Genomic DNA, 21968 nt, shown 5'->3' on the forward strand with positions numbered 1-21968 from the left:
AACAAATATATATACCTTCTATGTGGTTTTCAGAGTACAAACTCTGACAGATTCAGTGGCGATAGCTACGAGGGTCCACCTGTTCCCATCTCGAACACAGTAGTTAAGCTCGTAAACGCCGAAAGTACTTGGCTGGAGACGGCCTGGGAGGATAGGAAGTCGCTGATTAAGCTAAAAAGGCTAACCGTATGGTTAGCCTTTTTTATTATATATACTTACATGTAGAGTCCGACCAGGGCACCTGGGAAAGGTAGGGTGTGAGCTAACAGAGGAGCGTAGCGACGTATGGGAGCCACACATCACCTTCATCCGAACGTAAGATTTCTCCAGCTGCAAAGCAGCGATGAGAAATCCACAGTGAGGAGTGATAGGAAGTCGCTGATTAAGCATATAGAGATAGTTACATGATTAATGCATCCCCTTATAGGTTATTTATATGAATTTAGAATGACATATGAGGGGTTTTTCATTGAAACAAAAGAGCGGTTATGTTATCCTCGAATAGTATGAAGTTATAATTTTATATTGTAAGAAGGTTCTTAATCATGTTAATAACAATAGGTAAACGTATAGTATATACGATCATTATTTGTATTGCATTACTATTCATAGCATTAGGAAGTATGTGGTGTTTATCATCACATTATAAGATTTATGGTGTTCCCGTTTTAAATTATCATCAAGTTAATGATAAGTATCATTCTGCACTGACACTTGATGTGGCACAGTTTAAGAAACAGATGGAGTACTTACATAACGAAGGGTATCATACGATTAGCCTCGATGATTTATATGCGTATGTGACAGAAGGCAAGGAACTCCCCGATAAACCGATAGTTCTTACCTTCGATGATGGTTATATCGACAACTATGAGGATGTTTTGCCTATCTTAGAATCCTATGATATGCAAGCAACCATATTTATGATTAGTGATGCTGTTAATACAAAACGTTTTATGTCTATCAATGAATTAAAAACTATGGACGCTCATAAGTTTATTGTAGAAGGTCATACTAATCATCATAGTATTTTAACGCGCATTGATCCTTCTAAACTTGATAATGAAATCAAAGGTGGTAAGGATACATTACAGGCTTTCATGGGAAAACCCATCGATTACTTAGCGTATCCTGGTGGTTTCAATAATGCCGAAATTCAACGCATTACTAGTGAAAGCGGGTATAAGATGGCTTTCACAGTCACACCGGGGACGGTTAAACCAGGTCAAAATTTATATGCGTTGCCAAGATTGGCCATATTCCAAGGTGATACACCGTATTTATCATTCTTGATGCGTTTGCACTGCGCGCCATTTATTACTTATACATGGCAATTACGAGATACATTACGGGATAATGGATTTACAAAATTGGCTGGTTTGATACCATTGTTTTAGGAGGATATATGTCTCAAGAAGTTTTACATCGACCTCTCAATGTCGCTGTCCTAACAGTTTCTGATACACGGACTATGGAAACTGATAAAGGCGGAAACAAGGTTCAAGAATTATTAGAAGCTGCTAATCATAATGTAGTAGCTCGAAAGATTGTCATCGATGATTACGATGAAATCCGTAATGCCATTATTCCTTGGTGTAATGATGAATCAATAGATGTGGTCATTTCTACAGGTGGCACCGGTATTGCCATGCGTGATGTGACCATTGAAGCCGTGGATTCTATTATTGAAAAGGCTATACCTGGATTTGGTGAAATTTTTAGATATCTTTCTTTTACGGAGGATATTGGTACCAAAGCTATTGCATCTCGTGCTGAGGCAGGTGTAAATTCGAATACATTAATTTTTTCTATTCCTGGTTCGGTGGGAGCCGTTACTCTTGGCATGAGTAAATTAATTATTCCAGAAATGCCTCATTTGGTGCGAGAAGTCAATAAATAGATAGGCACGCACTGATTTACTATGCTATAATTGTATTGTAATTATAGAAGCTAACAGTACTGTATCAGGAGGATCTCCATGGCTTTTAAATTAAAAGGAAAAGAAGAAAAGTTTTTTAGTATTTTAGAAAATCATGCTGAACTTACCTATGAAAGTGCGGAAATGATGGAACGCGTTTTCAAAGGCGAAGTTTCTAAAGAAGAAGCATTTTTGGAAATTGATACAAAGGAAAAAGCTGCGGATGAATTAGTTAATGAAACAGTTGATCGCTTGCGTAAAACATTCATTACACCGATGGACCGTGAAGATATCCAACTGTTGATTGATCAATTAGATACAACACTTGATAATATCAAAGAAATCATGGATAAAATGGTTATGTATCATGTAGGTAAACCTAGTGATGGTGCCATTCGCATGAGTGAAATCGTCGTAAAATGTGTTAAACATATCAATAAATCTATCGGTTATATGGGTAGCCTTAAAAAGGATCATGTGAAGGTAGAAGGTCGTGTACATCAAGTGTTGAAACTTGAATCTGAAGCAGATAATATTTACCATGAAGAAATGGCGAAATTATTTACAGAATGTACAGATCCAGTTGAAATTATCAAATGGAAGGAAATCTTAAGCTCCATGGAGGATGTAATCGATGGTTGCGAAGATTTGGTTGGTACATTCCGCCGGGTAGTATTGAAGTATGCTTGAGTCACATTACTTAGTTTGGCTAGTCGTATTATTAGCCCTAGCATTTGACTACATCAATGGCTTCCACGATACGGCTAATGCGATTGCCACATCTGTTTCAACCCGTGCTATTGAACCTAAAAAAGCAATCATGATGACGGCGGCACTTAATTTTTTGGGTGCTATGGTAAGTACTGGGGTTGCGAAGACAATCGGTGGTGATATTGTTATGTCTCCATCTCTTATCAATAGTGGTATCATTTCAGCAGCCCTTATCGGGGCCATCGTATGGAATTTACTGACTTGGTACTGGGGAATCCCTAGTTCATCATCCCATGCACTAATTGGTGGTATCATTGGTGCCGTAGGCTGGTCAGTAGGTTTTGATGCTTTAAATGAATCAGGGATTTTAAAGATTTTCTTTTCTCTCATCTTATCACCACTAGTAGCAATGGTTGGTGGCTATATCATCATGAAATTGTTGCTACTCCTCTTTGGTAGATTTTCTCCTATTGTTTTAAATGATAGATTTAGATCCATGCAAATCGTATCGGCCGTTATGATGGCTTTTTCACATGGTTCTAATGACGCACAAAAGGCGATGGGGATTATTACATTGACCTTACTTAGCGGTGGTTATATTGATACCTTAGATGTTCCATTGTGGGTTAAGTTGTGCTGTGCGACTGCGATGGCTTGTGGTACGGCTGTTGGTGGTTGGAAAATTATTTCCACCATGGGGACAAAAATCTTTAAATTAGAAACCATTAATGGTTTTGCAGCCGATTTAAACTCTGCTATTACTATTTTTACTGCTACATTCTTGCATTTACCTGTAAGTACCACACATGTTGTGAGTGGTTCTTTGTTGGGGGTAGGTGCTTCTAAGCGTATTAAAGCAGTAAACTGGGGCGTAGCACGTTCTATGGTTATGGCGTGGTTCGTAACGATTCCACTATCGGGTATAGTAGCTGCCATTGCTTATGAAGTAGGACATCTTCTATTTGGCTAATTCTTTTAGAACTACATATAATAAATGAGAAGGACTATTAGTATCTTACTAATAGTCCTTTTTTGTGATATTATTTACAGTTTTATAAAACAATACCATTGCAGTATTGTTTTATATCGTTTATACTAAATGTAGTAATACGTAGACGTTGTTATTGGAAAAGGAGTGCTTATGAAATTAAATCAAGCCACGGACTATGCGTTTCGCATGATTTTGCACATGGCGATGTTACCATCTGGTCAGAAGGTAACAGGCGGTGTATTGGCTGAGCAAGAGATGATTCCAGAACGTTTTTTGCTTAAGATAATGCGCAGCCTTATTGCCGCAGGAATCATGAAATCCTTCCGCGGGGTGGATGGTGGATTTGCATTAAATCGTGAGCCCAAAGATATTTCCATGCTCGATGTGATTAGAGCCGTTGAGGGGGATACGTATTTACAGCGTTGTTTGTATGATGTCGGTTCTTGCTCAAAAGCATGTATGGGCCAATGTGCAGTTAATGAAGCTATGTCTGTTGTACAAGCTGAACTTGTAAGACAGATGGAAAGTGTGACTTTCGATAAATTAGCTGTGCGCGAAAAAGAGATTTTAGAGACCATGAATCCTTGTGTATCTCATGCGTAACGATGTAAGACATTCATCAAGTGTGTATTTTTGAGTCAATTCTAAGGAGGAAAAGACATGTTTGAAGCACTGGATTTAGCACGTTTACAGTTCGCGCTAACATCTATCTATCACTGGCTATTTGTACCGTTTACATTGGGGATGACGGTTATTGTAGCCATTTTAGAATGGACCTTTGTAAGCACCGGTAAAGAAGTTTACCAAAAAATGGCAAAATTCTGGGGTAAATTATTCTTAATTAACTTTGCCATGGGTGTTGTAACAGGTATCGTTCAAGAGTTCCATTTCGGTATGAACTGGGCTGAATATTCTCGTTTTATGGGTGATATTTTTGGTGCCCCACTTGCCCTTGAAGCATTAATGGCATTTTTCTTGGAATCTACATTTATGGGCGTTTGGATCTTTGGTTGGGGTCGCTTATCTAATAAAGCACATGCTGCTGTGGCAACACTAGTTGCATTAGGTACAAATTTATCCGCATTCTGGATCCTTGTAGCAAACTCTTTTATGCAACATCCTGTAGGCTATGTAATTCGCAATGGTCGTGCGGAAATGGAAAACTTCGCAACCATCGTATCTAATGGTTATGTACCTGGCCAATTTGCTCATATTGTATTAAATGGTTCCATGACAGCAGGTGTCATCATTATGGCTATCAGCGCATGGCACTTGATTCGTAAGAGCAATGTTGATTTCTATAAAACCTCTGTAAAATGGGGTATGGTAATTACCTTAATTGCTGGTACATTAGGTGCTTTTGCAGGTCATCATCAAGGCCAGTATATTACTAAAGAACAGCCTATGAAAATGGCAGCTATGGAAGCTCTTTGGGAAACTCAAGATCCAGCTCCATTCTCTTTGGTAGCTAATATCGATACAAAAGCACAACAAAATACAGGTGCCATTGAAATCCCTGGCGGCTTATCCTTCTTAACACAAAACTCCTTTACATCTGGTAAGGTAGAAGGTATTAAAGATTTACAAGCTAAATCTGAAGCTCAATATGGCCCTGGTAATTACATTCCAGATGTTCCTGGTATTTTCTGGACATTCCGCATCATGGTAGCTGCTGGCTCCATTATGTTATTAGTTGCTTTCATCGGCTTGGTATTAAATGCTAAAGGTAAACTCGTAGAGAATAAAACATTCTTGAAAATTATTTTCTGGATGTTACCATTACCTTACATCGCTCAATCCACTGGTTGGTTTGTTGCAGAAGCAGGTCGTCAACCATGGCTTGTATATGGCCTTCAATTGACTGCTAATGGTGCTTCTAAATCCGTTACAGCTCCTGAAATCATGACTACTATCATTGGTTTTACAGTTATTTACATCTTGGCTGCTATTGCTGCATTGTATTTAGCTGTAGAACACATTAAAAAAGGTCCTGATGGGCAAACAATTTACCATGTAGAAGAAAAAGAGGAGGCAAGATTATGGAACTAATTATGAATAACCTTAATGTGATCTGGTTCATCTTGCTTTGTGTATTGTTTGCAGGTTTCTTCTTCTTAGAAGGCTTCGACTATGGCACAGGTATTCTTCTACCAGTCATTGGTAAAACTGACGTTGAACGTCGTCAAATGATTAATGCGTTAGGTCCTATTTGGGATGGTAATGAAGTATGGATGATCACTGCTGGTGGTGCGTTATTCGCATCCTTCCCTCATGTATATGCTACATTGTTTAGTGGTTTCTACATGGCATTGTTCTTAATGCTTGCTGTACTTATCATGCGTGGCGTTGCTTTTGAATTCCGTTCTAAAAGTGCAAATCGCACATGGCGTAAAGTATTTGACTATTGTATTTTCATCGGTTCTATCGTTCCTGCCTTATTGTGGGGCGTAACAGTAGGTAACTTGATCCAAGGTACACCTATTGATGAAACGATGACATATGTTGGTACATTCTGGGATTTACTTAGCCCTTACACTGTATTATGTGGTGTTGCTTTCGTTTTAGTGTTTACATACCATGGTGGTTTGTTTACATCTATTAAAACAGCAGGTCCTATCTCTGAACGTGCACGTGCAGCATCTCTCGTTACAGGTGTACCTACTGCAATCGGTGTGATTGCGTTGATTATTGCATCCTATGTATGCACTGATTTGTACAGCTCTATCTTAGCTACTATTTTCTGTGCCTTAGCTGTTGTTTGCTTCCTTATTTCTTGGGCTGCAGCACGTACGCGCAATACAAAATGGGGCTTTGTATTTAGCTCTCTTTCCGTTATTTTGATTACGGCTACATATTTTGCAGGTCTATTCCCTCGTATTATGGTATCTTCTTTGAACCCAGCGTGGAGCTTGACCATTACAAATGCATCTTCTTCTGAATATACCTTGGCATTGATGACTGCGGTTGCAGTGGTATTTGTACCAATCGTATTAGCATATCAAATTTGGGTATACTGGACATTCCGTCATCGTGTAACAGAAAAAGACTTACATTATTAATATAGGTACTTTCAACGATTGTGAAAGTTTGAGCCCTTTTGTGAGGCGTGCTGTAGCGGCACGCCTCATTTTTATGGTAAGATGAATGTAATATTGATAAAATTAGATTTAAAGGGGGTTAGATATGATACAGAAAACGGCGCTTCGCGTCATTAAAAGTAAAAGGCTCGTATTATTGGCACTGATTATGTCTAGTATTTTACAAAGTCTTTCTATAGTAGGACAAGCTTGGTTTTTTGCCACATTAATACATAATTTGGTTTTTCTTGATCATACTGTGTTGGATGAATCTAATACAATTACATGGCTTGCGGTATTCATTATATTACGTTTAGTTTTTTCTTATATACAGGAACATGTATCGTCTAGTTTGGGCCATTCTGTTAAATCTATTTTGCGTAAAGAAGCTCTTGCGCATCTATTTAGATTAGGTATTCAACGAGGAGAATCTCAAGGTGATACGATACATCTCATTACTGATGGATTAGAACAAGTAGAGGCCTATGTTTCGAGCTATATACCTCAAATGATATATGCGATTATCATCCCACTAGTAATGGGGATTGCCATAATGGATACATTGCCTATTATCGGGGCTATTTTAATAGGTACAGTACCATTAATTCCATTGTTTATGATTTTGATTGGTAAACAAGCGGAAAAGATGAATCAAGAGCAATGGGATCGGATGAGTCTCTTATCAGGTCATTTTTTAGATGTATTGCGAGGCATTACCACATTAAAGGTGTTTGGTCGTGCAAAGGAACAAATACAAGTCATTAGTCGACTATCTAATGAATTTAAAGACTCTACCTTACGCGTATTGCGTGTGGCTTTTCTATCTGCCCTCGTCTTGGAATTAGTTAGCACAATAAGTACAGCTATCATTGCGGTGTATTTAGGCCTTACACTATTAGATGGCGGTTTGGATTTTCTTCCAGCCTTCTTTATATTATTGTTGGCTCCAGAGTTTTATACACCTTTTAGACAATTAGGAGCTGCTTTTCACACCGGTATGTCTGGTAAAACTGCACTCGCTAAATTTGATGCTTTTATGAATACACCTATTGCATTACCTCGAGGTGGCAATTGTCGTATTCAAGGGACAATTGAATCCATACGCCTAGATAATTTAAATTATACCTATCCAGAAACAAGCAATGGTATAAAGAATATTACATTGCAGGTATGTCGCAATAAACCGATTATGCTTGTTGGTGAAAGTGGGGCTGGTAAATCGACGATTGCACGAATATTAGGTGCCTTTTTAGAGGCTCCTTCGAACAGTGTATATGTTAATGATATAGATCTATCAACTTGTTCTATGGATTGGTGGCGTACACAGGTTACGTATGTGTCTCAAAAACCTCATGTTATGCATGGTACGCTACGAGATAATATTGCCTTTGGACAAGATGTAAGTGATGACGAGCTTTTAGAAGCATCCAAACTAGCGGAGCTACATGATGTAATTTGTGAAAAGGGCTTGGATTTTGTCGTTGGTGAAGGAGGCATGGGACTTAGTGGTGGCGAATTACAACGTATTGCCTTGGCACGTGCTTTTTTACATGGTGGACAAGTTCTTATTTTAGACGAAGTTACATCCCATTTGGATGTGAATACAGAGGCTCAAATCAGTTGTGCATTACAGCGCTTGATGAAGGATAAAATTGTTATTCTTGTAGGGCACCGTATTCAAACGATGCAGTGGGCCTCTCAGTTATATGTATTACGTCAAGGTGAAATAATTGAGCAGGGAACCTATGAATCCTTGTTGGCACAGAATGGTTATTTTAAGGCGCTAGTAGATGCTGGGACTGGTTCGTTTGTAATGGATGATGAGGATGTGTCATATGTTTCTAAGCTTGAGGATCCATTGCCACAACAACAAGAGGCATTAAGTAATAGTAAAGTCCCATATGAAGCCGATGAAACTAAGTATAGTGATATTGAAGGTTGGAAATTGTTATTTTCCGTATTAAAACCTGCTCGATGGTCCTTAGTACTTGCCTTAGTTTTCACTTCTCTGACCGTATTCATGAATGTGGGGCTTTTGAGCGTATCTTCTTGGTTACTGGCATCGGCTGCATTACAACCTGGTATCACTTACTTGAGTCTCGCTATCGTAGGTGTGCGCTTCTTTGGTATTAGCCGTGCTGTTTGTCGTTATTTTGAGCGGTACACATCTCATAAAATGGCATTTCAAGGTTTGTATGGGTTGCGTGTATGGTTTTATACCTATCTAGAACCATTGGCACCAGCTATATTTAAACGATGGGGCGCAGGGGATATGCTCAATCGAATTATGGCGGATATTGAAGTACTGCAATTCTTTTATTTACGCACCTTAATTCCTCCTGTAGCAGCCATTGTATTAACTATATTGGTATCCTTTGGTGTCGGTACTATAGATGCGCATTTATCAACGCTTGTGTGGTGTGCTGCACTGATGACAGGTGTTGTACTACCGTATGGCATATATCGTTATCATCGTACATCCTTAAATATGATCAGTCAGGTACAAGGTCACTTCAAGTCAACATTGACTGATACATTAGAAAGTTTAGAAGACATCACTAGTTACCATAATGAAAATCTAGTTATGGAACGTATGATGCAATCTATAGATGATGTAGAGGACCATAAGTGGCGTATTTCTAAAGGTATGAATTTAGGAAATACGATGTTTATTGCTATTGTACAGATTGTAGTTGTGTTAGCGGCCCTATTAGCAAGTAATGTATTAACTGGCCCTTGGGCAAGTGTTATGGTCGTAGTATGTGCCATTGGTATTCAAGCTTGGTTTGAAGCGCTGCAGCCTATGATTGTATCCGTTCATCATGGTTATGAAAGTTTAGTAGCAGTTCGTCGATTGTTACAAATTAAACATGCACCTCTGCCAATCAAGGATACAGGCTGTGTAGATTTAGATTCTATGGATACGATATCATTGAAACATGTTAATTTTGGGTATGATCAGTCATCACTTATATATGAAGATTTAACATTAGATATACCAAAAGGACAGGCTGTTGCTATTGTTGGTGCTAGTGGGTCTGGTAAAACCACATTGTTTTCCTTGTTAGAAAGGCTATATGATTACTCTGGCTATATTTCGGTAGGTCACAATGAATTAAAGAGTGTTACGATTGATTCTTGGCGAAATTTAATGGGATCTATCACACAAGACACTTATATTTTTCATGCCACACTGGAGGACAATATTCGCCTTGCCAAGCCGCATGCAAGTGCGGATGAGGTACAACGTGCTGTAGAACAAGCTGTTTTATCTGATGTAGTTACCCGGTTGCCAAAAGGCTTACGAACAATTGTAGGCAGTGGAGGGGTAGGCCTTAGCGGCGGTGAACGTCAACGTGTTGCTTTAGCTCGATTATTCTTGCGAAATCCTGAACTTATACTTCTCGATGAACCTTTGGAGGGGTTAGACCAAGTAACAAGACGAAAACTGCATAATGATATTCTAGCTTTCACAAAAGAAAAAACTGTTTTATATATTACACATCAGTTAGAAGGCTTAGAGCTGATGAATCGTATTCTCTTTATGGAAAAAGGTCGTATTGTAGAAGATGGAACCTTTAGTGAGTTAATTGCTAAGAAAGGGCGATTCTATGCATATTGTCGACTTACGATGGCCAGTGTATAAGTGGCAGCTGATGGAAAGGCCTTAGTAGATCTCTGTATATACCTCGATAAAATGGGTAAATTATGGTATAATTGTAATGTTTGAGGTATAAAAATCTTGTGTAGTGTGCATAAATTGGAGCGACTATGACAAAAATCTTCACCAAGTTACGATCGTTGGTGGATGACGCATTAAATGAACGTTCTCCTATTATTGAACAGGATACGACACTTATGGCTGCACCTGTGGAGCGAGAACTATTTGATCATAGAATTCTCTATATTGAAGAGGATATGGTCAATCGGATGCTCCGTGCTGCGTTTCGAAATCATTGGTTAATCTATTCTGTAACCTTTGAATTTGAGCCGAATAACCAAGTATTTCTCTCCATTATTACTAAATGGGGGAATGTGATTAATGTGGAATTTACCATCGAAGATGTGTGGTTCGATGACTATTCATCTTCCTTTGCTATTAAGTTAGATACTGCTAATATAGATACCGGTGGGTTTATTTTGAACTCGATTCTCCACCTCCTAGGCAACTGGTGCCTTAGCCTATTTGGCATATTTTTTAATCCTATTGCTATTGGCCGATTAGGCTCTACTGTGCGATTTGAGAAGAAGGGAATTCTTCAATTTGATTTAGTACCCAATTCTAGAATCAAAAAATTTATTCCATTGCCAGAACGTCATGTAGGTAGTACAGGTCCTGTTTTATTGGGAAATCCTAAAACTGGACAGTCTGTATTGCAATTAGACTATTATGCATTTCATGATCCAGTAGATACATTTACAGTTCCTGACGTGCCAACGAGAACGAGTTGGGTTAGATCCATTGATATTGCTGCTGTATTACTGTTACCAATCGGTGTATGGATTACATTTATAATTCTTCATCACTATTTACCAACTGAGACTTTAGAGTTTTCTTTTTCTACATACTTTTTAATTTCATTAGGGATTTTTATTATATCCTTCTTAGTAATGAATATTCCACGGTATGTATATATGTATGTAGACTCTCGAAAACAGTGGCAAAGTGCATTTGTACATAATAATATAAAAATTCAATTGCGTAAGTTACACCGACGCATTTTCATGCAGCAAGCTTCGTTGTCTACAGATTGTGACGAATGTGTAGCCTCTCAAAGTCAAGAGCGGATTAAGCAATTATTATTACAGATTCGAGACAAACGGTTCTTAGCTAATCGATTGAAAATAGCAGATGATGATCGTGCTAGAAAACAAAAGGTTAAATTTATCATTGCTTATATTGGGTGTACATTAATAGAATTAATGTTGTTGATGAATTAACTACATAGCATAACAAAAAGGCTGAGCCTCCTGGCTCAGCCTTTTGTTGTTAGACTAGGTTTATTATCTTTTTTTACGTCGTTTTCGTACCTTTTTTCGAACCTCTTGTTCCTCTTGTGTCGGTGGCTCTGTAATTGGTTGTGATTGTACTGGCTCTTGATTCATAAATGGAGGATAGCCATACTTATTTGGCTCTGGTTGACCAGGTAATACCCAAAATAGGAATCCGATAATCCACACGAATAAATCTAATAAATAATTTAATGGTGTTACGGCTGAATAGGTATTGATGAAAATAATAATGGTAGCCCATAAAATACCAGCCCAACCATTAAATCCAATATCATGTATCCGTCTAGTGAATAATCCACAGGCTAGTGGAAATAACATGGCCTGTAATGCGCCTACAAAAATACGTGTAGCCCAATATGCAGGCAACGTTACGATGTAGTCGATTAAACGTTCCTCGATGATATCTACGATATAGAAGAGTATCATCAAAGCTATGAAAAGTATAATAAATTGTAGTCTGTTAAAGCGCCCCGAAAGGTTGAATATGGTATAGCCCTTACGTCGTCCCTGATATGCTATACCAAAACCTACTAAGCAGATTAGTACAGTTCGTAGAACTGGATATAATAAATCCATGAAGTCCCCTTTATAAAAATAAACATAACGTATATTTTCTATGTGTTTAAGTATATCATGAACAGGCTATTTGGACAATTTAAACGAATTATTTGGATAGATTAGTTAATTCTGGTAATACAAGTTCAAAGGCGATACCATGTTTCATGGATTTTACGTTATCTACAGTAGCTTGAATTGATTTTGTAGTAAAATTCATCGCCAGTTGAGCAGCTTCATGAACGGTAAAACCACGCATAATGGCGCCAGATAAAACAGATGTAAAAATATCGCCAGTTCCAGTAGCTTTCACAGGAATAAGAGGAACAGAGTATGTTATTACCGTATCAGTTGAACCTTCGTATACGGCAATCGTTGCATCTGTGTCGGAAGGTACGCTAGTCATAATAACGAGTTCAGGTCCCAATTGGTGTAGTTTTTTACACATGTCGTGCAATTCAGCATTTGAAATGGAATCAGTAGAGAATGGTTTATCTAATAAAAAACAAGCTTCTGTGTAATTGGGTTTTATAATATGAGCTCTAGAAATAAGATGGCGCATAGCTTTTACCATATCTGGTGTATATATAGAATAGAGGCGTCCATCATCGGCCATGGCAGGGTCGACAATGACCATTTTATCCTTACCGAAGCGATTAATTGCTTCCTCTACGAGATGGATTTGCTCTGGTGAGGCCAAGAATCCACTGACGATGGCATTAAAATCAATTTCATTCTTTTCCCAACAATCCATAAATGCTGTTAAATGATCAGATAAATCAACGATTTCAAAATATGGATACTCTAAATGGTTACTCAATACAGCTGTTGCTAATGGTACTGCTTGGCACCCAAGAGCGCTGATGATTGGTAGCATAACCGTTAGAGAGCAACGTCCGATGGAACTCATATCTTGTATAGTTAGTATTCTTGGTACTGTAGTCATAGAGACCTCCTCAATATAGTATATATGTATTGTACTGTATTCGTTAAAACCTGTAAAACGAGTGGAATAATAGAAAGCCCCTGTAATGCATGATATAATATGAAGAATAGATGAGTTTTTAATAGATGTAGTTTAAAAGAAATAAATAAAAAATAAAATATTTATTACAATATTAAATCTATACCTTTAAATTTAGAGTCATGATATAGTATAATAATATAGAAATTTTATTGTATGGAGGAGAATAGAATGGCAAGGTATGTTTTACGGCGCATAGGTAGCGCACTTGTTATACTGTGGGTAATTATTAGTATTACCTTCGTTTTAATGCATGCTATACCTGGTGGACCTTTTACAAGTGAGAAAAAATTACCACCTCAAGTTAAAGCTAGCATAGAGGCGAAATATCATTTAGATGATCCTTTATGGAAGCAATATGCTGATTATATTGGTGGTGTTGTTACAGGGGATTTAGGGCCATCCTATAAATATGAAGGACGCTCTGTTAATGATATTATAGGTGAATCATTTCCTGTATCTGCGCAATTGGGCCTATTGGCTCTTTGTGTTGCCGTTGTAGGAGGTATCGCAGCAGGTGCTATTAGTGCCATGCGTCCTAATGGCATAATAGATTATGCTATTACATTTGTTTCCACATTAGGTATTTCTGTTCCTACCTTTATTATTGGTGCAGTTTTAGTATATGTGGTAGGTTTTGAGCTGGGTTGGTTGCCAGTAGCGATGTGGCGTGGTCCGTCGTATATGATTTTACCGGTACTTACATTGGCCGCACAGCCTATGGCATTTATTGCGCGATTAACTCGTAGTGGCTTACTTGATGTGTATCAACAGGAATATATTCGTACAGCTCGAGCAAAAGGCCTTGGTGCATGGAACATCTTAATTCGTCATGCTTTAGGCAATGCTATTTTACCTGTTATTACCTACATTGGCCCATTAGCTGCTAGTTTGTTAACCGGTAGCTTTATTGTGGAAACAATTTTTGCCATTCCTGGTTTAGGTCAATATTTTGTAACATCTATTTATAATCGTGACTATACGGTTATTCTTGGTGTTACTGTGTTTTATAGTACTTTGATTGTAGTCTTGAATATTATTGTTGATATGATTTATCCGATTATCGACCCTCGGGTAACAACAGAGAAGGAGCGTGCGTAATGGATAGAAACGATTTTTTACCTATTGAACGCGATACGAATATTCGAGAATCCTCCTTTATAGTACGTCCTAACTGGTGGCAACGATTTAAGTTAAATCGGTTGGCCGTAGTTGGTGCAGGCATCATAGCCGTTATGATTGTGTTGGCAATCATTGGCCCTATGATTTCACCATATACTTATGCAGATCAATCCTTAGTAGATGCTAATCAAAGCCCTAGCTTAGCACATTGGTTTGGTACGGATACATTAGGCCGTGATATCTATACTCGCGTTATGTATGGGGCGCGTATTTCTTTAACCATTGGTATTGTAGCTGCCTTATTAAATCTTGTAATCGGCGTTATTTATGGCGGAATTGCAGGTTACTTTGGTGGTAAAACAGATAGAATTATGATGGCTATCGTCGATGTATTATACGGTATTCCATTATTGCTATACGTTATTTTGTTAATGGTTGTTATTGGTCCAGGTCTTACCTCAATCTTTATTGCATTGGGAATCGCGTATTGGCTCAATATGGCACGTATTGTACGTAGTCAAATTGTGAAAGTTCGTGAAGAGGAATATATTATTGCAGCAGAAACAATGGGGATTCCTAAATGGCGTATTCTATGGCGCCACATTTTGCCAAACTGTGTAGGGCCTATCATTATCACATTGACATTGGCGATTCCAGATGCCATCTTTACAGAAGCCTTTTTGAGCTTTATTGGTCTCGGTGTTAATGCACCGATGGCAAGTTGGGGTGTTTTGGCATCTGATGGGATTAGTAGTATGAGATCTTATCCATTCCAATTGATATTCCCTGCATTAGCAATTAGTGTTACTATGCTTGGCTTTGTATTCTTAGGGGATGGATTGCGTAATGTATTTGATCCAAAGGAAGGGGATAGATGATGAATGATATATTAGTAGATGTACGAAATCTATCCATTACCATCGATACCTTTAGAGGCCCTTTGCGCATTATTCGCAATCAGGACATCATGCTTAGAAAAGGTGAAATTTTAGGCGTTGTTGGTGAATCCGGCTGCGGTAAATCGGTTATGGTTAATTCTTTGATGGGCCTACTACCGGAAGGTCGTACTAAAATAAAATCAGAAAAATTTGAAATTGATGGTGAAGATTGTCAAGAGTATGTAGAAGAAGATTGGAATGAATTGCGTGGTACTACGGTAGCCATGGTATTTCAGGATCCGATGACCGCATTGAATCCGATATTGACAATTGGTGAGCAAATTTATGAGGTGATTCATCGGAGTAATGCCTACGGTGATGATTATGATGAAAAGGCGATAGCTCTCGATTTGTTGAAAAAAATGGGCCTATCTACTCCGGAAAAGCGGTTAAACCAATATCCTCATGAATTGAGTGGCGGTATGCGTCAACGGGTTTGTATTGCCATGGCTGTAGCGGGCCGTCCTAAAATCTTAATCTGTGATGAACCAACGACTGCACTGGATACAACCACAGAGGCACAAATTTTACGTCTTATGCAGACCTTAGCTGTAGAAGCCGGTATAGGCATTATATTTATTTCCCATAATTTGCGTGTTATCGCACAATTATGTGACCGCGTTATGGTTATGTATGCTGGTAAATGTGTTGAGTCTGCTACGGTAGAGGATTTGTTTAATGATCCACGTCATCCTTATACAATTGGTCTGTTAATGTCTTTGCCGCAGGGAAAATGGCATGGTGAATTAAAGGCCATTGAAGGACAACCGCCAGATTTGTATGAATTACCTCGTGGATGTGCCTTTAATCCGCGTTGTAAATGGGCGATGCGCATATGTGGAAAACGTATACCTATGATATCCAATGTTGGGAATAATCATGAGTATACATGTTGGTTAGCAAAGTTGGAGGGACTTTAATGGGATATATTTGGGAAACAGACAATCTCGTTAAAAATTTTACCCTTTCTGGCGGATTGTTTAGACCAAAACAAACGGTACATGCATTACAAGGTGTTAGTCTTTACCAAGAGGAAGGCGAAACACTAGGTATTGTTGGTGAGTCAGGATGTGGTAAATCTACGTTTGGGTATACCTTGATGGGCGTACATCAAGCCACATCAGGTTCTATTTATATGAATGGAATTGAAGTAAATCCATATATTCATAAAGATATAACGAGGGATATGATGCAAATGGTATTCCAAAATCCATATGCATCTCTTAATCCGAGATTAAAGATTAATACAATATTAGAAGAGCCATTAGAGTTAAACCCTAATTATACGCCTCGAGATCGTGTCATTCGTGTTAAAGAGGTGTTAGAACAGGTAGGTTTAGATATGTCTTTTGGTGAGCGATATGCTCATGAATTATCTGGTGGGCAACGACAACGAATTGGCATTGCTCGGGCCCTTATTATGGAGCCTAAATGCATTATTCTTGATGAACCTATTTCGGCACTAGATGTGTCTATACAGGTTCAGATTATGACGTTGTTAGAGCGCTTACAAGCTTTACATGGCATTTCTTATCTCTTTATTTCACATGATTTGCCTATGGTTCGTTACATTAGCCATCGCATGGTGGTCATGTATTTAGGGGCTGTTATGGAAGAGGGGCCGGCTCTTGATATTTATGAGTTTCCTCAACATCCATATTCAAAGGCCCTTACGAAGATGGTTGGCGAAGTGGTTCCGCGGGCTCCAATTGGCGCTCCATTGAGAGGAGAACCGGCGAGTCCGTTGCATCCGCCTAAGGGGTGTTTGTTTAGTGATCGTTGTCCAGATGTTGAACGTAGATGTTTAGAAGAACGACCACCTCTCCGTGAATGGGCGGATAGAAGAATTGCATGTTGGCATATTTAATGGGGTAAATAATGGAACAGTTAATCGTAGGGAAATCCTTAGAAATGCAATTGGCAGCTTTGCTTGATACGTTGCCTTCAGATGCCACTGTATCCTATATGGTAACGCGTCTGAATGAAGGGGAGGAGGCTACCATAGTAGCTTCTTCTAAGGAAACGATTGTCCATACTGGTGCTAGTATGGTAAAAACGCTGATTTTGGAATATGTATTTCATCTAGCAGCACAAGAACAACTCGATCTTAACGATACGATTGCATTGAGTCGGAGTCCTCGTGTTGAAGGGGCTGGCGCCTTGATGGAATTGGTGGGTAATCATAGTTTTAGTTATTTAGAGCTATGTCGATTGATGATGGTACTCAGTGATAATTGGGCGACTAATCTATTGATACAAGCCTTGGGCATGGAAAATATTAATGCCAGAGCTGAACAACTAGGGCTTGAACATTTTGAAATCAATCGTATGATGATGGATTTTACAGCGGTAAAAGAAAACCGAGAAAATTATATTACTGCCATGGATATGGCTGTATTGTTACATCATATATATGAATTGCGTCATACCATATATGGCCATGAGATGTGGAATATTCTGGGGCGTCAACAGTTCAGAGATATATTGCCATTTCATTGGGGGGAGGATGTAATATTCCATCATAAAACGGGTTCGTTAGATTGTGTTGAGCATGATGCGGGCATTATAGAAACGATGAATGGAGATTTTTGTTTTGTTTTATTAATAAGTCATTTATGTAATGATAAAGCAAAACAACTAGGAGCTCAGATGGGGCTCATTATGAAAGAATTTGTAGAGGATGCATTACCATGATGGATAAACGTAAATTGCTTAAGCTCGTGGTACTAGCCTTTGGCGTGAGTATATTGCTACTCGTCTTTGGGTATACTAACGGGCCTAAGATTGTTGATGAGCATACGATACGATATGTATTGGAACAAGAACCATCAACACTAGATCCGGCTAAGTCTAGTACATCACCTGAGGCGACCGTTCAATTACAGCTGTTTGATGGTTTGGTTCGTTTAGATGATAAAGGCGAGCCAGAGGCTGCCATAGCAAAGAGTTGGACTATGTCAGATGATGGTACAACATATACATTCCATTTGAGACCTAATCTGAAGTGGTCTAATGGAGAACCATTAACAGCTCATGATTTTGAGTATGCTTGGAAAAGAACCTTGGATCCGGATACAGGTGCTGATAACGCCTATATGTTATATGTGATTAAGAATGGCGAAGCTTTCAATAATGGCAAAGCCGATCGCAATGATGTTGGTGTAGAAGCAATTGATGACGATACATTAGTTGTTACCTTAGAACATCCAACAGCATATTTCTTAAAATTATTGGCCTCTCATGGCTATTATCCGGTGAATAAAAAAACTGTAGAAAATAATGAAAATTGGGGCAATAATGCGGAAACAATTGTTTCTAATGGGCCTTATAAATTGTTGAGTTGGCAACATAATGGAGAGCTCAATTTTGTCAAAAATGAAAACTATTGGGATGCTGATGAAGTTGTAACAAAAACGATGAATTGGCCGATTAGTGAATCTCAAAGTACACGCCTTACTCTCGTTGAAGGTGGCGAAGCGGACATGATGGTAGAACCTCCTGTAGCAGATCAACAACGGTTAGAAGAAGCTGGTTTATTGCACATAGGCCCTATGCTTGGTAACTATTATTACCTATTTAATGTGAAAGCAGAACCTTTTACCAATCCTGATGTACGTAAAGCCTTTTCCATGGTTATTAATCGTAAGGAAATTGTAAAGAACATCGTAAAAGGTGGTAAGGAAGAAGCGTATGCATTTGTTCCATATGGTATGCTTGAAAGCAATGGAACTGATGATTTCCGTGAAGCCGGTAGTTATCTTGTATATGAAGATGTAGAGCAAGCTAAGGAATTGATAAAAGAGGCTGGCTATGATGAAAATCATCCATTGCCACCGATTACGATTTTGTATAATACGAGTGAAATGCATAAAGCGATAGCAGAAGCCATTCAAGCAACATGGCATAAAGCATTTGGCGCTGATGTACGATTGCAGAATCAAGAGACTAAGGTGTTCCTTGCCAATCGCGAGGCTGGCAAATATCAAGTGGCTCGTGCATCCTGGGTTGCTGACTATGGGGACCCACAAAACTTCTTAGAAGTATTTTCTGCTGAAGATAATGACAGCCAATATCATAGTGAAGAATATAATGAGCTTATTGCTCGTATTCGTAGCACCCCAGATAGTGCAGAACGTGATGCATTGATGCATAAAGCAGAACGCATGATTTTTGATGAATCCTTAGTTATGCCATTGTACTTTACGACACAACCATATGTATCTAATGGAACTATTCAAAACTATTTCTGGACTGTACTTGGTCAAGTAGACTTTAAAAAAGCATATAAATAAGATACACTAAAGACGTACAAATTGTACGTCTTTTTTGTATTTTACGATTTATGTATGGTCGTTTATAGTTACTATTAGTACATGACCTTGTAAACAATGCTATATATGTGAGGAATTATGGAGTGGAAGTATCCAAGATGTTTAAAAAAAGGTATGACTATTGGGTGTATAGCACCTGCAAGTAGTAGTGATGAGTCTTTAGACGCGATACAACAAATATGCGAGGAACATGGTTATCAGATTATATTTGGTGAATCTTGTTATCGCACTGGCTTGTATGGGGGCAGCCCTGAGGAGCAGGCACAAGAGTTTGAATGGATGATGACTGCTGCCCCATGTGATGCGGTGTTAGCGTTACGTGGCGGGTATGGTACGATGCGCTATATTGATCGTCTTGACTACACCGCTATACGTGAATATGGAAAGCCATTTATTGGCTATAGTGATTGTACAGCGTTACACATGGCTATCAATCGATATAGTCGTCTTGTTACGTATCATGGGCCAATGGGCGTAGATTTTACTAAATCACGAAATGAGGATATACACCATTTATTTGAGGTGTTAGAAGGTAAACTTCGTGTTATTGAGCCTTTACCTGAGCCGCCTCGAGGGGCTATTGGTACAGAACTAGGGGACGGCATATTGCGCGGTGGCAATATGACTATGCTTTCCATGCTGTGTGGCACACCTTATTTCTTGGAGGATGATAGCATAGAGAATACGATTTTATTTATAGAGGATGTTGGTGAAGCACCATATAAACTAGATCGTATGTTACAACAATGGAGATTATCCGGCTTGTTAAGTCGGATAAAGGGGATGATGATTGGCACCTTTACCGATTGCGAAGGGGATGAGGACGAATCTGATTACGACATAGGTTATGAAGCTCTTCGATATATGGAAGAAAATAGAGCGGTATATCTAACCGATCCCTTTGTATGCTATGTGCCAACGGGACATGGTACACCGCATCAGACATTGCCATTAGGTGGGCATGTTCATTTTCGATATATTTCTAATACAATCGTATTATCGCCGTATACAAAGTAACATATATTATTAGTTATAAGGCATATGAGGATACATCCATGAATTTAAAAGAACGGGAAGCGCAAGCTTGTGCCATAATCGATGGCATACAAGATGAGATGAAATCGATTTCGTTATTTTTACATAACAATCCTGAATTAGGTCAACAGGAGGTACGTGCTGTACACACCATTAGTCGGTATATGGAGCAACATGGCTTTGATACGACTGTAGGGCTAACGACATGCCCCGAATTGCGTACCGCTATGCGAAGTGATATAGGGATAGATTGTTTACATAAAATGGCTTTTTTAGGCGAATATGATGCGCTGCCTGAATTAGGTCATGGGTGTGGACATAACTTGATCGCCATCATGAGCATGGGTGCCGCTATAGCGTTTAGTCAAACTGCTCCCGATACATGGGGCACCACATTTTTTGGTTGCCCAGCCGAGGAGACGATTGGTGGCAAGGTGTTTATGGCTAATGAAGGTCTCTTTACAGGCTATGATGGGGCGTTAATCATTCACCCGGGTGGTGAAAATGAGGTAGGGGGAACCTCGTTGGCAACGCACCCGTTAGAGGTGACCTTTCACGGACGGTCATGTCATATTGCATCTTTGACGGACTCTGGAATTAATGCTTTGGATTGTGCTGTCGATTTGTATCAATCTATTAAGATGATGAAACAACATGTCTTTCCAAAGGGGGCCATCGTAGGTGGTATTTTTACGCAAGCTGGCACCGCACCCAATGTGGTAACCGATAAGGCTACGTTGCGGATGACGGTACGGGGCGCTACTGTATCTGATTTAGAAGATGTTATTTTGCCAGCTATTAAATCAGAGGCTAATCGCATTGCCACAAGCTATGGTGCAACTGTGGATATGCATCATTATGAACCTTTATTTAAGGATATGAGGCAAGATGAACGTTTATTATCCTTGTTTGATGAGGTTATGACTGAGTTTGGTGAAAGCCCACGGAAATTACCATCCCATGAGGCCGATGGCAGTACGGATGTAGGAAATGTATCCTATGAAGTGCCTACGGCGCAGCCTACTTTAAATATAGGAAATCAGTTAGAAGCACATACACCTGAGTTTGCTTGTGCTGCAGGGTCTCCTTATGGATTGGACCAAGCTATTAAAGGTGCTAAGATTATGGCCGTTGTTGCCTTGCGTTATGCGGAATCATTAGAAGTGTAAATTTTGACATATCTAGTGTAATCAAGGTACAATAAATATATTAATTAGTGTGAACTAAGCCGTCTTATTTAGACGGCTTTTATT

Annotated in this window: 19 protein-coding genes and 1 rRNA gene; 18 read left to right on the forward strand and 2 right to left on the reverse strand. The window is 39.0% G+C overall.

The window, feature by feature from the left end:
* The first annotated feature begins 51 nt into the window (after positions 1–51).
* The 10 genes from rrf to HMPREF1477_RS08830 all read left to right on the forward strand — a co-directional run bounded on the left by rrf (position 52) and on the right by HMPREF1477_RS08830 (position 11638).
* Positions 52–168: ribosomal RNA gene (gene rrf / locus HMPREF1477_RS08785) — 5S ribosomal RNA — on the forward strand.
* Between the two features lie 377 nt (positions 169–545).
* Positions 546–1397 (forward strand): polysaccharide deacetylase family protein, encoded by an 852-nt coding sequence (locus HMPREF1477_RS08790; protein WP_016476570.1) that lies wholly within the window; start codon positions 546–548, stop codon positions 1395–1397.
* Between the two features lie 8 nt (positions 1398–1405).
* Positions 1406–1900 (forward strand): molybdenum cofactor biosynthesis protein B, encoded by a 495-nt coding sequence (locus HMPREF1477_RS08795; RefSeq protein WP_016476571.1) that lies wholly within the window; start codon positions 1406–1408, stop codon positions 1898–1900.
* 78 nt (positions 1901–1978) lie between these two features.
* On the forward strand, positions 1979–2608 hold the full coding sequence (locus tag HMPREF1477_RS08800) for a DUF47 domain-containing protein (protein ID WP_016476572.1): 630 nt from the start codon (positions 1979–1981) through the stop codon (positions 2606–2608).
* Entirely contained in the window at positions 2601–3599 is a 999-nt protein-coding gene (locus tag HMPREF1477_RS08805) for an inorganic phosphate transporter (protein ID WP_005375286.1), read from the forward strand. The genes HMPREF1477_RS08800 and HMPREF1477_RS08805 overlap by 8 nt, the downstream gene beginning before the upstream one ends.
* Before the next feature lie 171 nt (positions 3600–3770).
* Positions 3771–4223, forward strand: a complete 453-nt coding sequence (locus tag HMPREF1477_RS08810; RefSeq protein ID WP_005375284.1) for an Rrf2 family transcriptional regulator — start codon at positions 3771–3773, stop codon at positions 4221–4223.
* A 57-nt stretch (positions 4224–4280) separates the two neighbouring features.
* Complete coding sequence (locus HMPREF1477_RS08815) at positions 4281–5669, forward strand: cytochrome ubiquinol oxidase subunit I (RefSeq protein WP_005375278.1); 1389 nt, start codon at positions 4281–4283, stop codon at positions 5667–5669.
* Positions 5660–6679 carry a cytochrome d ubiquinol oxidase subunit II gene (gene cydB / locus HMPREF1477_RS08820; RefSeq protein ID WP_016476573.1) on the forward strand — a complete coding sequence of 340 codons (1020 nt, stop codon included), beginning with the start codon at positions 5660–5662 and terminating at the stop codon, positions 6677–6679. Before HMPREF1477_RS08815 ends, cydB begins: the two co-directional genes overlap by 10 nt.
* Positions 6680–6803: 124 nt before the next feature.
* Positions 6804–10343 (forward strand): thiol reductant ABC exporter subunit CydD, encoded by a 3540-nt coding sequence (gene cydD / locus HMPREF1477_RS08825; protein WP_016476574.1) that lies wholly within the window; start codon positions 6804–6806, stop codon positions 10341–10343.
* Between the two features lie 125 nt (positions 10344–10468).
* Positions 10469–11638: a hypothetical protein gene (locus HMPREF1477_RS08830; protein WP_005376590.1), complete on the forward strand. Its 1170-nt coding sequence runs from the start codon at positions 10469–10471 to the stop codon at positions 11636–11638.
* 63 nt (positions 11639–11701) lie between these two features.
* On the opposite strand, the gene HMPREF1477_RS08835 is transcribed toward HMPREF1477_RS08830, so the two are convergent.
* Both HMPREF1477_RS08835 and HMPREF1477_RS08840 read right to left on the reverse strand, forming a co-directional pair.
* The gene (locus tag HMPREF1477_RS08835) at positions 11702–12286 is read right to left on the reverse strand and encodes a DUF805 domain-containing protein (RefSeq protein WP_016476575.1); all 585 of its coding nucleotides are present in this window, start codon (positions 12284–12286) and stop codon (positions 11702–11704) included.
* An 88-nt stretch (positions 12287–12374) separates the two neighbouring features.
* Positions 12375–13211, reverse strand: a complete 837-nt coding sequence (locus HMPREF1477_RS08840) for a pyridoxamine kinase (RefSeq protein ID WP_016476576.1) — start codon at positions 13209–13211, stop codon at positions 12375–12377.
* 249 nt (positions 13212–13460) lie between these two features.
* Between HMPREF1477_RS08840 and HMPREF1477_RS08845 the strand changes: the two genes are divergently transcribed.
* The 8 genes from HMPREF1477_RS08845 (at position 13461) to HMPREF1477_RS08880 (ending at position 21884) form a co-directional block, all read left to right on the forward strand.
* Positions 13461–14390, forward strand: coding sequence for an ABC transporter permease (locus tag HMPREF1477_RS08845; protein ID WP_005379805.1), 930 nt, complete (start codon positions 13461–13463; stop codon positions 14388–14390).
* Positions 14390–15289, forward strand: coding sequence for an ABC transporter permease (locus tag HMPREF1477_RS08850; protein WP_005379826.1), 900 nt, complete (start codon positions 14390–14392; stop codon positions 15287–15289). Before HMPREF1477_RS08845 ends, HMPREF1477_RS08850 begins: the two co-directional genes overlap by 1 nt.
* On the forward strand, positions 15286–16269 hold the full coding sequence (locus HMPREF1477_RS08855; protein ID WP_016476577.1) for an ABC transporter ATP-binding protein: 984 nt from the start codon (positions 15286–15288) through the stop codon (positions 16267–16269). Before HMPREF1477_RS08850 ends, HMPREF1477_RS08855 begins: the two co-directional genes overlap by 4 nt.
* Positions 16269–17216 carry an oligopeptide/dipeptide ABC transporter ATP-binding protein gene (locus HMPREF1477_RS08860; protein WP_009661490.1) on the forward strand — a complete coding sequence of 316 codons (948 nt, stop codon included), beginning with the start codon at positions 16269–16271 and terminating at the stop codon, positions 17214–17216. Before HMPREF1477_RS08855 ends, HMPREF1477_RS08860 begins: the two co-directional genes overlap by 1 nt.
* Positions 17217–17227: 11 nt before the next feature.
* Complete coding sequence (locus tag HMPREF1477_RS08865) at positions 17228–18043, forward strand: serine hydrolase (RefSeq protein WP_016476578.1); 816 nt, start codon at positions 17228–17230, stop codon at positions 18041–18043.
* Positions 18040–19641, forward strand: coding sequence for a peptide ABC transporter substrate-binding protein (locus HMPREF1477_RS08870; protein WP_005376587.1), 1602 nt, complete (start codon positions 18040–18042; stop codon positions 19639–19641). Before HMPREF1477_RS08865 ends, HMPREF1477_RS08870 begins: the two co-directional genes overlap by 4 nt.
* Positions 19642–19758: 117 nt before the next feature.
* Entirely contained in the window at positions 19759–20697 is a 939-nt protein-coding gene (locus tag HMPREF1477_RS08875) for an LD-carboxypeptidase (protein WP_016476579.1), read from the forward strand.
* A gap of 38 nt (positions 20698–20735) precedes the next feature.
* Complete coding sequence (locus HMPREF1477_RS08880; RefSeq protein ID WP_016476580.1) at positions 20736–21884, forward strand: amidohydrolase; 1149 nt, start codon at positions 20736–20738, stop codon at positions 21882–21884.
* Positions 21885–21968 lie beyond the last annotated feature (84 nt).

Origin of the sequence: Veillonella sp. HPA0037 (genome assembly GCF_000411535.1) — a bacterium.
Lineage (GTDB): Bacteria > Bacillota > Negativicutes > Veillonellales > Veillonellaceae > Veillonella > Veillonella atypica.